This window comes from Amycolatopsis silviterrae, assembly GCF_042684085.1.
Taxonomy (GTDB): Bacteria; Actinomycetota; Actinomycetes; order Mycobacteriales; family Pseudonocardiaceae; genus Amycolatopsis; species Amycolatopsis silviterrae.
The window spans coordinates 29378-41972 of the sequence record NZ_JBHUKS010000009.1 but is presented as its reverse complement, the minus strand read 5'-3'; the positions used below and the strand labels follow the sequence as shown (position 1 = coordinate 41972).

Here is a 12595-nt window from a genome sequence, read left to right as displayed (position 1 = left end):
ACTCAACATGAGAAGTCTGGGCCCCGGTCCGAGAACCCCCGCGGTTCTCCCGGGGCCCAGACTCATTTCCAGGCCCGGAACCCCGCACGGGGGCCGGGCCTTCGTCATGTCCGGACTTTCTCCGCGGACCGGTGGGCCTGCCCGTAGCCCGTGAGAAGGCTCTGACGGCGGTGAGTTGGCAGCGCGAGATCTCGGCACAGCTTTCCGGTCATCTGGCTACTGCACCCGGCGTGTGCACGGATGGCGGAGATACGAGGGACATACGGCCAATCGAGGAGGAACCGAGGGCGGGACTCCCGCGAAGGAACAGCCAGTCGCCGGCGGCAGTGAACAGCCTGAACAGTTGCTCTCGTGCACGCTCCGCGTGCACGAGAGCAACCCCGGCCCTCGCCGCCCGATCCCATGGCAACCCGGGCACGGCAACGAGACTCGGCGACCTGGTTCGATGACTCGGCTCGGTTCGGCGACCCGGTCCGGCGACGCGGCTGGGCGACCCGGCTGGGCGACCTGGTTCGTCGGCCTGGCGCGGCAACTCAGTTTGGCGACTTCGGCAACTCGGCTGGCGATCCGGCGCGGCAGCTTGGCTCGGCACCTTGGGGCGGCAACTTTTGGGACGGTAACTTGGGGCGGCGACTCACCCGGCAACCCGGCGCGGCAACCCGGGGTGGTGACTTAGCTCGGCGGCCCGGTTCGGCACCTTGGCTCAGCACCTTGGGGTGGTGACTTAGTTCGGCGGCTCGGTTCGGCAACTCGGGGCTGCGACCCGAGACGCGGTGACTTGGCTCGGCAACCTGGCGTGGCGACTCAGCTCGGCGGCCCGGTTCGCTAGCTCGGTTCAGCGACCTGGCGCGGGACCCAGCTTGGCGACTCAGCTCGGGCGACCCGGCTGGGCAACCTGGCGCGGCGACCCGACCCGACCCAACCCGGCTAGACCCGACCCAACCCGGCTCGACCCAACCCGACCCAACCCAACCCGACCCAACCCGACCCAACCCAACCCGACCCAACCCGACCCAACCCAATCCGACTCAAGCCGAGCCGGCTCGGCTGACCCGGCGCGGTCCTGGATCAGCGGCAACCCGCGGCGATTCCGGTTCTGGGCAGCAAAAAAGGGTGCCGGAGCACGAAGCTCCGGCACCCTTCGTCGAACCGCTTGCCGAACCCGGTCCGGGTCCCGATCCCGGGGGCTGGCTTACTTCAGGGCCGAGCCCTTCTGCCAGTCGGTCCAGGACTTGGACCAGTCGCCGTACAGGTCCCACACCGGGAGCTGCGGGCCGCCCGAGTTGGTGACCTCTACGACGTCGCCCAGGCCGAAGTTGTTGAAGAACCACTCGGCGTTGGCGGCGTTCAGGTTGATGCAGCCGTGCGAGACGTTCGAGCTGCCTTGCTGCCCGACGCTGTTCGGGTTCTCGTGGACGAACTCGCCGTCGTTCGAGATGCGCTGGGAGAACTTCTCGTTCGAGCGGTACGCCTTCGGGTCCGGCGGGCAGACGCCGTAGGTGCAGGAGTCCATCGTGTAGTTCGCCTGCTTGTCCGAGATGACGTGCGGGCCGAGGTGGGTGGGCGTCGCGTCCTTGCCCATCGAGATCGGCATCGATTTCACCATCGAACCGTTGTGGAAGATCTGCATCTGCTCGGTGTTGCCGTCGGCTTTCGCGATCCACGAATCGTGCACCTTGTACGTTTCGGTGCGATCGTCCGCTCCGTAGACGCCATTTCCGAAATCGACGCCGTAAATCTTCGCGTTGACCGTGAGCGTGGTGCCCGGCTTCCAGTATTCCTTCGGGCGGTAGTGGACGTTCTTGTCGTCCATCCAATACCAGCTGCCTTCTTGCTTCGGCGAGGACTCGACCGTGAGCGCCTTCTCCACCGCCGCCTTGTTCTTCACCGCGACGCCGAAGCTGAACACGATCGGCTGGCCCACGCCGACGCCCGCGCTTTTCACCGCGCTCGGCGCCGGGATCAGGTTCGCGTTCGCCTGCTTCTTCGGCGACAGCGTGGTGACCTGGCCCTGCTGTTCGACGGATTTCCCGTCCGCGCCTTGGGCATGCGCCTTCACCTGGTAGGTGCCGCCGTAGCCGAGCACCTCGGTAGTCGTCCAGCTGAGCTTGTCCGCCGCGAACTCGCCCGCGACGGTTTTGCCCTTGGCGCTGGTGACCGTGACGTCCGTGAGCTTCCCGTTCGCCGCCTTCACGACGATCGGCGTGCTCGGGCTGATCCCGGACGCGCTGGCCGGCTCGATCGACACCGTCGCCGGCGTCGCGGTCTGGCTCGATCCGCCCGGGTCGCCGGGCGTGCCTGCGTCGCTGCCGTCGTTCCCGGAGGAACAAGCGGAAAGCAGCAGGGTCGCCGCGAGAATTCCGGCAACCGGTAAAAATGTCTTCTTCGGGAACATTATGTCTCTTTTGTGAGGGTCGCGGACCGGCAAGGTTCAACTCCAAAACTACGCGATCGGAAAGACGCTCCGACCGGCGGATCGGTGCATTGGAGTGATGCGGATCACTCTTGCGATTCCGGCTGGTCAGGGACGCAGCAATCCCGGCGCTCCGTACAGGCCGGGGCCGTCGACGGTGAGTTCCTTCAGATGGTCTCGCGCGGAGTGGTAAGCCTGCAGCGCCAGATCGTCGGTGCGGGAGAAATCGAGCGGGCTCACCTGCACCGGCGCCGGGCCCGGCAAATAGACAACGGGCACTTTTCGGGCGGCTGCGGGTGCTTCGAGGACTGCCTGATTGCGCATGCTGATCATCGCGGTGAACATCATCACCTCGGCGAAAGTGCGCGGTGCGCCGGGCATTTTGCCGGGAAACGCGCAGTCGAGGACGACCAGCGATTTCGCGCCCATGCGCAGCGCCTGCCGCATCGGGACGTTGGCGACCAGGCCGCCGTCGTACAGGAGCCGGTCCTCGTGCGGCACCGGCGGGTAGATGCCCGGGATCGCGCAGCTCGCGAGCAGGGGCGCCCGCAGCGGGCCGGAGGTGAGCAGGACGGGTTCGGCGGTGTCCACGTCGGTGGTGACGACGCCCAGCGGCAGCGCCAGATCCTCGAACCGGCGGCCGGCGCCGAGGTGGTCGTCGACGATTTTGGCCAGGCCGGTGTTGGGGAACAGGTGGGTTTTGCTGTGCCGGAGCGTCCGGACCTGGCTGAACACGCCGCCGGGGAAGGCCTCGGCCTTGGTCATGTGCGCCCAGATGTCGCGGAGCCTGCCGATCCGGTCGCCGCCGGGCAGGGCGAGCACCGCGGCGTTCAGCGAGCCGACGGACGTGCCGACCGCGAGATCCGGGGCGATGCCCGCTTCGTCCAGGGCCTGCAGCATGCCCACCTGCAGCGCGCCGAGGCTGCCGCCACCGCCGAGGACGAACGCGACCGGCTTCGGGAGGTCTAGTGCCTGCATACGGTCGAATGTAATCAGCGGACGGGTTCCCGGGCGGGTGACTTCGAGCCGGGGGACGGGGTGGGGGAGTGAGGTTCGCCGCTTCGCGGGGTGGCGTCGTGAGTGCTGGTGCCGGTTAGAACCGGCACCAGCACTCACGAGAACCGGGGCTGCCGCGGGTCAGTTGCCGGTGCGGACGGGCTCTTCCGGCTGCTCGTCAGTGGGCCCCGGTGTACCCAGCGCCTTGCGTTTCTTCAAGCGCAGCAAGAAGAACACCAGCACCCCGACCACCACTGCGGCGACCACCAGGAATCCGGTGTTCATCGCGCTCTCGACCTGCTTCGCGGCCTCGCCCAGTGCGGCGCCGAGGCTGATGTGCACCAGCGACCAGCAGAACGCGCCAGCCGCGGTCGCGGGGAGGAATTTGCGGAACGGCAGGTTCGACGCGCCCGCGGCGGCCGGTGTCAGAGTGCGCAGTACGGGCAGGAACCGCGCGAAGAAGACTGCCCACGCGCCTCGGCGTTCGAGGACTCCGGTGGCTCGGTCCCAGGCGTCCAGGCCGTACTTGCGGATGAGCTTCGTCTCCCGCAGGCGCGGTCCGAACTTCCGGCCGAGGACGTAGCCGACCGAATCGCCCAGCGCTGCGCAGACGGTGACCACTGCCCACAGGGTCAGGAAGCGGGACACGGACGTCGCCGTGGTCGCCGCGATCAGCAAGCCTGACTCGCCGGGGGCGATGAAGCCCAGGCCGATCGTGCACTCGGCGAACACGAGCCCGCCGGCTGCCGCGACGAGGCCCGGTTGGGGGAGTGCTTGCAACCAGTCGAGGAGGTCCGTTACTAAAGCCACACCATCACTTTACTGATTCTTGGGAATCAGATGCCACGTTAGGGGGAATCGGGGACGACTAAGGGCCCCGGTGCGTGACCGGAGCCCTTAGTCGGACAGACAGGGGTCAGCGGGCCAGCAGGCTGCTGGCCTCCTGAGCGGCGAGGCCTTCGGCGGTGAGGTGGGCCAGGTTCTCCGGCAGTTCCTCGCCCCGGTGGGCCTTGGTCTGCGCGTACAACCGGCCCGCGCGGTACGACGACCGCACCAGCGGCCCCGCCATCACACCCGGGAACCCGATCGCCTCGGCGGTCTTCGCGTGCTCCACGAACTCCTCCGGCTTGACCCACCGGTCGACCGGATGGTGCCGCGGAGAAGGCCGCAGGTACTGGGTGATCGTGATGATCTCGCAGCCCGCGTCGAACAGGTCCTGCAGCGCGGTCGTGACCTCGTCGGGGGTTTCGCCCATCCCGAGGATCAGGTTGGACTTCGTGACCAGCCCGGCCGCGCGGGCCTGGGTGATCACGTCCAGCGAGCGGGCGTAGCGGAAGCCGGGGCGGATCCGCTTGAAGATCCGCGGGACCGTCTCGACGTTGTGCGCCAGCACCTCGGGGCGGGAGCCGAACACTTCGGCCAACTGGTCCGGCGCGGCGTTGAAGTCCGGGATCAGCAGTTCGACGCCGGTGCCGGGGTTCAGCGAGTGGATCTGCCGGACGGTCTCCGCGTACAGCCACGCGCCGCCGTCGGCCAGGTCGTCGCGGGCCACACCGGTGATCGTCGAGTACCGCAACCCCATGGCCTGCACCGATTCGGCGACCTTCCGCGGCTCGGTACGGTCCAACGCAGCAGGCTTCCCGGTGTCGATCTGGCAGAAATCGCACCGCCGCGTGCACTGGTCCCCGCCGATGAGGAAGGTGGCTTCGCGGTCTTCCCAGCACTCGTAGATGTTGGGACAGCCCGCTTCCTCGCAAACCGTGTGCAGGCCTTCCCGGCGCACCAAGCCCTTCAGCTCAGTGAACTCCGGACCCATCCGCACCCGCGTCTTGATCCACGACGGCTTCTTCTCGATCGGCGTCTCGCTGTTGCGCACCTCAAGCCGCAACAACTTCCGCCCCTCCGGTGCAGCAGTCACGGGCTCCACCCTACGCCCGGGAAACGGGCCTCACCTCGGGTCAGGTGTGACGCCGGTCAGCTCGGCGGTCAGCTCCCACAATGTGGTCCCGGACGCCGGATTCCGGGCGGGGGCGAGGGTGCGGACCTTCGTCGGGAGGCCGCGGACGGCGTAGGCCGGTCCGATGTAGTCGCCGCCTTCGACGTTCGGGGCGGTCGCGGCGTACAGCTGCGGCAGGGCACCGCGTTCGACACGCTGGGCCAGCAGCATTCCGCCGAGTTTGCCGATTTCCCGGAGTGCGCCGCGTACCAACGGGTTCTGGTACGAGCCCGCCATGTTCGTGGTCAGGCCGGTCGCGCTGTAACCGGGATGCGCCAGCATGCTGAGCACCGTGGACTTGGCCGCGCGGAGGCGTCGGTCCAGTTCGATGCCGAAGGTTTGGTTCGACAGTTTCGCCTGGCCGTACGCGGCTGCCGCGCGGTACGGGCGGCGATCGGCGTTCGGGTCGTCCAGGTGCAGGTGTGCGCCGATGGCGGCGACGCTGGACAGCGTCACGACCCGGCCGGCCGGTGCGCCGCGCAGGGCGGGCATCAGCAGCCACGTCAGCGCGGCGTGGCCGAGGTGGTTCGTGCCGAATTGCAGTTCGAAACCGTCGGCGGTGCGGCCTTGTGCGGTGGCCATGACGCCGGCGTTGTTCATCAGCACGTCCAGCGCGTCGCCGGTGAGTTCGCGCACCGCGGCGGCGGCTTCGCGGACGGACGCCAGATCGGCGAGGTCCAGCCGGACGAGTTCGGGTTTGGCACCGGAAGCCGCGGCGCGGACGCGGTCGAGCGCGGTGGCGCCGCGTTCCGGCGAGCGGCAGCCGAGCAGCACGCGGGCGCCGTGCGCGGCGAGGACTTCCGCCGAACGCAGGCCGAGGCCGGAATTCGCTCCGGTGATCAGGACGGTCCGGCCGCTCTGGTCGGGGATCCGGGCCTCGGTCCAGCGTTCGTTCATCGGGTCAGCTAACTACACGTCACGCGCTCGGCGCGAGCAGGCGCATGAGATGCCCGACCGGGCCGCGCCTGCGGACCGGGCCGGTGTCGCCCGCGCGCAGCAGCGCGTCGAGCGTCCGCCCGACCTTGACGATCTCGTCGGCCGGTTCGCCCGGTTCGGCGAGGCCCGCGGTGAGCGCCAGGGTGTGCAATTCGATGCGGTGCAGCGGTTCCAGCGCGGCGCAGCGTTCCAGGGCGCCGTCCAGCACGGTGCGGAGGTCCTCGTAGTCGTGCTGCGCCTGCCGCCACGCGCGGGTGACGGCGTCGACCTGGTCGCCGGGCAGATCCGCCTCGTCGGGGTCGGCGAACTCGGCGCGCAGGTAGCCGCTGAGCAGCTGCGTCCACTTGTGCTGCAGTGCCAGCAGCAGGTTCTCTTCGGTGCCGAACTCGTCGGCGGCACCCGGGATTTCGGCCAGCGAAAGCGGTTCTCTCGGGGCTCGTTTCGCTTGGCGGACAGCGGCATCGAGGATCTCTCGCCGCCGGTAGAAGTCGGTCCAGCTCATGGTGTGGCTCCCCTTCCGTGACCCGGGTCATACTGCCGGTCTGCGGCATACTCCCGGTACGGACCTGACGCAGCCAACATACCACGGGTATGGTCCGCCGGGTCCCGGCGTAAGGTTGTGAGCGTGCCGACAATGAGGTCCCGACGACTCGACTACTCCGAGTCGACCCGCTCCGCCCTGGTCGACAGCGCGGTCGAACTGTTCACGAAACGCGGATACGCGGGTACCTCGCTCGACGAGGTCGCCAAACGCGCGCGGGTCACGAAAGGCGCGCTGTACCACCATTTCAGCGGGAAGCAGGCGCTCTTCGAGGCCGCGTTCGAACAGGTCGAAAGCCTGGTTTACGACCGGCTGCAGAAGATCATGACCGGCGACGGCGAGCCGTGGGAGCGCGCGATGGGCGGGCTGCAGGCGTTCATCCGCAGCTGCCTCGACCCGTCGTATCAGCGGATCGCGATTCACGAGGGTCCGGTCGTGATGGGCTGGGAACGCTGGCGCGAGGCCGAGGAGCAGTCCAGTTTCGGGCTGGTGCGCTCCGGGCTGCAGCTGCTCGTCGACGCGGGCGAGGTGGAGCCGGTGCCGGTCGACCTCACCGCGCGGCTGCTGTTCGGCGCGCTGTCGAGCGCGGCGACCGAGATCGCCGGCGCGGCCGACCCGAAGAAGGTCGGGGCCGAGATCGAGGACGTGATCACGCGGATGCTGTTCCGGCTGCGCCGTCCGGCGGGGGACCAGGAACGGCCCGCCGCGGGGTGATCGATCCGCCGTTACGCTGGCGGGCATGGACTTGAGGATCTTCACCGAACCCCAGCAGGGGGCCAGCTACGACGACCTGCTGCGGGTCGCGCGGACCACCGAAGCCGCGGGATACGACGCGTTCTTCCGCAGCGACCACTACCTCAAGATGGGCAGCGCGGACGGCCTTCCCGGGCCGACCGACGCGTGGATCACCCTCGCCGGCCTCGCCCGCGAGACCGAGCGGGTGCGGCTCGGCACGCTCGTCACCGCGGCCACCTTCCGCCACCCCGGCCCGCTCGCGATCTCGGTCGCGCAGGTGGACCAGATGTCCGGCGGGCGCGTGGAATTCGGCCTCGGCACCGGCTGGTACGACGACGAGCACACCGCCTACGGCCTCACCCTGCCGCCGCTCAAGGAGCGCTTCGACCGCTACGCCGAGCAGCTCGCGGTGATCACCGGCCTGTGGAAGACCCCGGCGGGGGAGAAGTTCTCCTACTCCGGCGACTACTACACGCTCGCCGACTCGCCCGCGCTGCCGAAGCCCGCGCAGTCGCCCGCGCCGCCGGTGATCGTCGGCGGGGGCGGCAAGAAGCGCACCCCGGCGCTGGCCGCGCAGTACGCCGACGAGTTCAACCTGCCGTTCGTGGACGCCGAAACCGCGCTCGCGCAGTTCGAGCGCGTGGACGCGGCGGCGGAGGCGATCGGGCGCAACCCCAAGGAAATCCTGCGTTCGGTCGCGCTCGTGCTGGCGGCGGGCCGGGACGAGGCCGAGGTCGCGCGCCGGGCGTCCGCGATCGGCCGGGAGACGGCCGAGCTGCGGGCCAACGGGCTGGCCGGGACCGCGGCGGAGATCGTGGACCGGATCGGGCAGTGGCGGGAGAAGACCGGGATCACCCGGCTGTACCTGCAGGTGCTCGACCTTTCCGACCTCGACCACATCGAGTTCGTGGCGTCGGAAGTCGCGCCCCAACTGGACTGAAAGGCCGTGAGGGGAACCCTGAGGGAATCAGCGTCTCTCAGGGTTCCCCTCACGGACAAGCTGGGGCTCGTGAGTGGCAATGCCGGTTCTAACCGGGATAAACACTCACGAGGCGGTCAGTTCTGCAGGGCGAAGGTGACGCCGGGGGCCTTCGGGGCCTCGGGGCGGGGCAGCCAGCGGTCGTCGCTCACCGGCAGTTCGCCTTCGAGCGCGGCCAGCACCAGCTCCTTCGCCAGCGGCAGCACCTCGGCGACCGGGACGTCGCGCTGCAGTTCCCAGGACAGCGAGGTGACGCCCGCGTCGCGGATGCCGCACGGCACGATGTTGTCGAACGCGGCCAGGTCGGCGTTGCAGTTCAGCTCGAACCCGTGCATCGTCACGCCGCGCTGGACGCGGATGCCGATCGCGGCGATCTTGCGTTCGATGCCGCGTTCGTCGGCCGGGATCCACACGCCGCTGCGGCCCTCGACGCGGCCGGTGCGCACGCCGAACCGGTCGCACACCGCGATCAGCGCCTCCTCCAGCCGCCGCACGTAGTGCATGACGTCGATCGGGTCGGCGAGCTTCAGGATCGGGTAGCCGACCAGCTGGCCGGGGCCGTGCCAGGTGATCTTGCCGCCGCGGTCGACGTCGATCACCGGGGTGCCGTCGGTGGGCCGGTCCTCGGGTTCGGTGCGCTTGCCCGCGGTGTAGACCGACGGGTGCTCCAGCAGCAGCATGGTGTCCGGCCCGGTCTCGTCCGCGCGCGCGGTGAGGATCTCCCGCTGCAGGTCCCAGGCCTCGGTGTAGTCGATCGTCCCGGCCTCGCGCACGACGAGGGGTTCGGTGGCGATCCGGCAGCTTGCGCTCGAAGAACTCACCCGTCGAGGCTACGCCTTTCGCGCGCCGGAAAGGGGATCAGCCGGAGTGCGGTCGCCGACACCAGTCCCACGCCGAGCACCGCGAGCACGGCGCCGGCCGTGTCGGTGACCCAGTGCACGCCGAGCACGATCCGGCAGGCCGCGGCCAGCACGGTCGCGGCGGCGGAAATCCAGATCGCCCACCGTACGAACCGCGGCCGCAGCCAAGCGCAGAGCAGGACCACGACGAGGCCGGTCGTCGCCACCGAGACGACATGGCCGCTGGGGTAGCTCAGATCCGGGTACACCCGCGGGCGTTGCCGCTGGAACACCGGCTTGAAGGCCAGGCTGGTGAGGCGGCACAGCACAAGCACCACGGCGAGCCGCGCGCACAGGGAGAACTGCGACCGGTCCCGCAGCACGATCGCCAGCAGCAGCACGCCGAGCACGTACGGCAGAACTGGGCCGAGGACGTTCGTCAGCACGCCCGCGATCTGGCCTGCCGGGCGGGCGTCCTGTCCGCGCAAGGCGGTGGCGACCTCGACGTCGAGCTGCAGCGGCTGCCGGTCCACCAGCAGCCCGAGCCAGCCGAACGCGGCGAACAGCACTATCCCGGTGACGATCCACCGGACGCGCGGCATCGTCACGTCGCCGCGGCGAGCGCGCTGTCGACGGTGCGGTGCCGGAATTCGTACCCGCTGGCTTCGAGCTTCCGCGGCACCGCGCGCTGGCCGAACAGCGCCATCTCCTCGGCGGCTTGGCCGAGTGCGATCTTCATCGCGATTTCCGGGACCCACCACGGCGCGGGCCGGTGCACGGCGTGGCCGAGGGCGCGGGTGAATTCGGTATTGGTGACCGGGATCGGGCCGGTGAGGTTGACCGGGCCGGACAGCGTGTCGTGCTCCAGGACGTGCACGAGGGCCCCGATTTCGTCCTCCAGCGCGATCCACGGCTGGTACTGGCTGCCGTCGCCGAGCCGTCCGCCGAGCGCGAAGCGGAAGAGCGGCCGCAGCACGTCGAGCAGGCCGCCGTGGCGGGCGAGGACGAGGCCGGTGCGGACCGAGACCACCCTGGCATTGGCCGCCGCAGCCGTCGCGGCTTCCCATCCGGTGCACATCTCGGCGAGGAAACCGTTGCCGGCCTTGGTGTTTTCATCGACCACAGTGGACCCGCTGTTGCCGTAGTAGCCCACGGCGGACGCGTTCACCAGCACCCCGACGCCGTGCTCGGCCACCGCTTCGGCGAGCACCTCGGTCGGCTCGATCCGGCTGTCGAGCAGCTGCTGTTTGCGCATTCCGCTCCAGCGGCCGGGCAACAGCGGCGCGCCGCACAGGTTGACCACCGCGTCGATGCCGTCGAACGCGCCGTCGTCGATCCGGCCCGACGGCGGATCCCAGCCGCTCTCGTCCGCGGCCCGTGCGGTGCGCCGCACCAGCCGGCGCACGTCGTGCCCGGATTCGCGCAGCCGCCCGGTCAATGCGGTGCCGATCAGACCGCCGGAGCCCGCGATGAGTACCCGCATGCCTCTGATCGTGTCCTATCCGCCCGGCTCGCGCACACCCGGGCGGAGCTGCCCGGCGACGTCGGCGGCGGCGGTCAGCAGCACCAGCGCGGGGATCGCGGCGGTCGGCTTGAGCCGGTAGCTGCCGCGGCGGTCCTGCTCGACCAGCCCGGCCGCGGTGAGCGCCTTGAGGTGGTGGTAGAGCCGTCCGGGCGAGCTGAGTTCGGCGGCTTCCTGCAGCGCGGCCCCGGTTTGCGCGCCGTCGCGGGCGAGCAGCCGGACGAGCGCGATCCGGTCGGTGTTCGCCAGCGCGGCCAGCACCTCGGCGCGCGGACCGTCCGGCAGCGAGAGGACCGCGGGCGTGGTGAGCCGGATTTCCCAGCGCAGCTCGGGATCCGTCAATTCACCCTGATAGCCCACGATCCCCTGCGGACCGCCCGGGACGGATTCGGCGGGCCGCCCCTCCAATGCGGCCATCCGGCGTTCGAGCGCCGCGACGCGCTCGGCGAGGTCTTCGGTCATGCGGGTCAGTGTCCCAGCGCGCGCTCCAACGCTTGGAAGGTGGCGGGCCGGTCCAGCGCGTCGACGCACAGCTTCCGGAGCACAGGCCAGTTCTGCAGATCCGTCGGCGTGCAGTTCTTCAGGAAGATCGCACCGGTGCCCGGCGGCCGGTCCGGCCACCGCACGTCCAGCCCGAGCACGAGGAAGCCGGGGAGGTTGCCGCCCTTGAACAGCAAGGCATCCGAGCCCGACGGTCGTTCGCTGGCGAACCAGAAACCGAGCACCTGCTGTGCCAGTACGGCCGCGCGGTCGCGGCTCGCGGCGATTTCGTGGTGCATCCGGAACAGTTGCGCGGCGCTGCCCTGCCCGCTCGCCGCTGCCCAGGCCATGATCGCTTCGACGGAGGGCGGCTTCTCCGCGACTCGCGGGAGCACCTTGGCGCGAAACGAAAGGTCGCACGCGAACCGGTTCGACAGCGCGTCTCCCGCCGCGCGGCGCACGGCGACCGGGCTGCCGGGCGGCGGGCAGTACTCAGGGAAAAACAGCAGCAGGGTCTCGCCGCTGAACATCCGGAGGTCCGGCAGCCTCCAGCCGCCGCGCGCCGCGGCCGCCCGGAGCGCCCGGTCACCGAGCCGGGCTCGGAGGTAGTCGGCTGCGGAGTTGTCGCTGAAGTAGATCATCACCTCCGCGATGCTGTGCAGCGGCACGCGCTGGTCCGGATTCTTTTCCACGCCGTACTCGTCGCACGGGATCCCCAGGTAGGTCAACGAATTCAGGCGGTTGCCCGCGCCGGTCGGGCCGTCGCCGAGATACGGATGCCGGGCGCCCCAGTCGCCGACGCGGACCTGCTCGTCCGGATCGAGCCGTCCTTCGGCGACCGCGGTCGTGTAGGCGAGCAAATGCACCACCTTGATCGCGGACGCGACGACCATGGACCGGTCGGGGAGATGGCTGAACCGGCGGCCGGCGCCGTCGGAGAAGACCGCCGACACGTCGTCGCGGTGCGCGGCGAGGCGGGCGAGCCAGCCTTCGGGAGTGGATTGGTCCGGGGGAGCGGCCAGCGCGACGGAGGGCAGGACGAACGTGGCGGCCCCCGCCGCTGCGACCGACGTGAGCAAGCTTCGTCGAGTGAGCATGCCGCAGAGTTTACTCCGGTATTCCGGAATTCCGGATTAGTCGAAAGTAGGAGAAACGGCG

Annotated in this window: 14 protein-coding genes; 3 read left to right on the top strand and 11 right to left on the bottom strand. The window is 69.8% G+C overall.

Annotation, left to right across the window (positions count from 1 at the left end):
• Positions 1 to 1192 precede the first annotated feature (1192 nt).
• The gene (locus tag ACFSVL_RS14675; RefSeq protein ID WP_378304372.1) at positions 1193 to 2194 is read right to left on the bottom strand and encodes a L,D-transpeptidase; all 1002 of its coding nucleotides are present in this window, start codon (positions 2192 to 2194) and stop codon (positions 1193 to 1195) included.
• Here ACFSVL_RS14675 and ACFSVL_RS14670 point away from each other — a divergent pair.
• Entirely contained in the window at positions 2169 to 2411 is a 243-nt protein-coding gene (locus tag ACFSVL_RS14670; protein WP_378304370.1) for a hypothetical protein, read from the top strand. The genes ACFSVL_RS14675 and ACFSVL_RS14670 overlap by 26 nt on opposite strands.
• A gap of 110 nt (positions 2412 to 2521) precedes the next feature.
• On the opposite strand, the gene ACFSVL_RS14665 is transcribed toward ACFSVL_RS14670, so the two are convergent.
• From ACFSVL_RS14665 to ACFSVL_RS14645, 5 genes are all read right to left on the bottom strand, one after another.
• Entirely contained in the window at positions 2522 to 3391 is an 870-nt protein-coding gene (locus ACFSVL_RS14665) for a patatin-like phospholipase family protein (RefSeq protein ID WP_378304368.1), read from the bottom strand.
• 159 nt (positions 3392 to 3550) lie between these two features.
• Entirely contained in the window at positions 3551 to 4219 is a 669-nt protein-coding gene (locus ACFSVL_RS14660; protein WP_378304366.1) for a DedA family protein, read from the bottom strand.
• A 106-nt stretch (positions 4220 to 4325) separates the two neighbouring features.
• A complete protein-coding gene (gene lipA / locus ACFSVL_RS14655; RefSeq protein ID WP_378304364.1) occupies positions 4326 to 5327 on the bottom strand; it encodes a lipoyl synthase in 1002 nt (333 codons plus the stop codon).
• A gap of 30 nt (positions 5328 to 5357) precedes the next feature.
• Complete coding sequence (locus ACFSVL_RS14650; protein WP_378304363.1) at positions 5358 to 6302, bottom strand: oxidoreductase; 945 nt, start codon at positions 6300 to 6302, stop codon at positions 5358 to 5360.
• Between the two features lie 19 nt (positions 6303 to 6321).
• Entirely contained in the window at positions 6322 to 6843 is a 522-nt protein-coding gene (locus tag ACFSVL_RS14645; RefSeq protein ID WP_378304361.1) for a hypothetical protein, read from the bottom strand.
• Positions 6844 to 6975: 132 nt separating this feature from the next.
• Here ACFSVL_RS14645 and ACFSVL_RS14640 point away from each other — a divergent pair, with 132 nt between their 5' ends.
• Both ACFSVL_RS14640 and ACFSVL_RS14635 read left to right on the top strand, forming a co-directional pair.
• Positions 6976 to 7596: a TetR/AcrR family transcriptional regulator gene (locus ACFSVL_RS14640; RefSeq protein WP_378304359.1), complete on the top strand. Its 621-nt coding sequence runs from the start codon at positions 6976 to 6978 to the stop codon at positions 7594 to 7596.
• A gap of 25 nt (positions 7597 to 7621) precedes the next feature.
• Positions 7622 to 8557, top strand: a complete 936-nt coding sequence (locus ACFSVL_RS14635; RefSeq protein ID WP_378304357.1) for an LLM class F420-dependent oxidoreductase — start codon at positions 7622 to 7624, stop codon at positions 8555 to 8557.
• Between the two features lie 116 nt (positions 8558 to 8673).
• On the opposite strand, the gene lipB is transcribed toward ACFSVL_RS14635, so the two are convergent.
• The 5 genes from lipB to ACFSVL_RS14610 are packed head-to-tail and all read right to left on the bottom strand — an operon-like array spanning position 8674 to position 12534.
• Entirely contained in the window at positions 8674 to 9417 is a 744-nt protein-coding gene (lipB, locus tag ACFSVL_RS14630; RefSeq protein ID WP_378304355.1) for a lipoyl(octanoyl) transferase LipB, read from the bottom strand.
• Entirely contained in the window at positions 9414 to 10037 is a 624-nt protein-coding gene (locus tag ACFSVL_RS14625) for a phosphatase PAP2 family protein (protein WP_378304374.1), read from the bottom strand. The genes lipB and ACFSVL_RS14625 overlap by 4 nt, the downstream gene beginning before the upstream one ends.
• A 2-nt stretch (positions 10038 to 10039) precedes the next feature.
• A complete protein-coding gene (locus ACFSVL_RS14620; RefSeq protein ID WP_378304353.1) occupies positions 10040 to 10918 on the bottom strand; it encodes a TIGR01777 family oxidoreductase in 879 nt (292 codons plus the stop codon).
• A 15-nt stretch (positions 10919 to 10933) separates the two neighbouring features.
• Positions 10934 to 11419, bottom strand: a complete 486-nt coding sequence (locus ACFSVL_RS14615; RefSeq protein ID WP_378304351.1) for an ArsR/SmtB family transcription factor — start codon at positions 11417 to 11419, stop codon at positions 10934 to 10936.
• Between the two features lie 5 nt (positions 11420 to 11424).
• Entirely contained in the window at positions 11425 to 12534 is a 1110-nt protein-coding gene (locus tag ACFSVL_RS14610; protein WP_378304350.1) for a serine hydrolase, read from the bottom strand.
• Between the last annotated feature and the right edge of the window lie 61 nt (positions 12535 to 12595).

Excerpts from the sequence above, each read along its gene's own strand:
- ACFSVL_RS14635 (WP_378304357.1), top strand. The coding sequence starts at position 7,622 with ATGGACTTGAGGATCTTCACCGAACCCCAGCAGGGGGCCAGCTACGAC.
- ACFSVL_RS14620 (WP_378304353.1), bottom strand. The coding sequence starts at position 10,918 with ATGCGGGTACTCATCGCGGGCTCCGGCGGTCTGATCGGCACCGCATTG.
- ACFSVL_RS14615 (WP_378304351.1), bottom strand. The coding sequence starts at position 11,419 with ATGACCGAAGACCTCGCCGAGCGCGTCGCGGCGCTCGAACGCCGGATG.
- ACFSVL_RS14640 (WP_378304359.1), top strand. The coding sequence starts at position 6,976 with ATGAGGTCCCGACGACTCGACTACTCCGAGTCGACCCGCTCCGCCCTG.
- ACFSVL_RS14665 (WP_378304368.1), bottom strand. The coding sequence starts at position 3,391 with ATGCAGGCACTAGACCTCCCGAAGCCGGTCGCGTTCGTCCTCGGCGGT.
- ACFSVL_RS14610 (WP_378304350.1), bottom strand. The coding sequence starts at position 12,534 with ATGCTCACTCGACGAAGCTTGCTCACGTCGGTCGCAGCGGCGGGGGCC.
- ACFSVL_RS14625 (WP_378304374.1), bottom strand. The coding sequence starts at position 10,037 with ATGCCGCGCGTCCGGTGGATCGTCACCGGGATAGTGCTGTTCGCCGCG.
- ACFSVL_RS14650 (WP_378304363.1), bottom strand. The coding sequence starts at position 6,302 with ATGAACGAACGCTGGACCGAGGCCCGGATCCCCGACCAGAGCGGCCGG.
- ACFSVL_RS14645 (WP_378304361.1), bottom strand. The coding sequence starts at position 6,843 with ATGAGCTGGACCGACTTCTACCGGCGGCGAGAGATCCTCGATGCCGCT.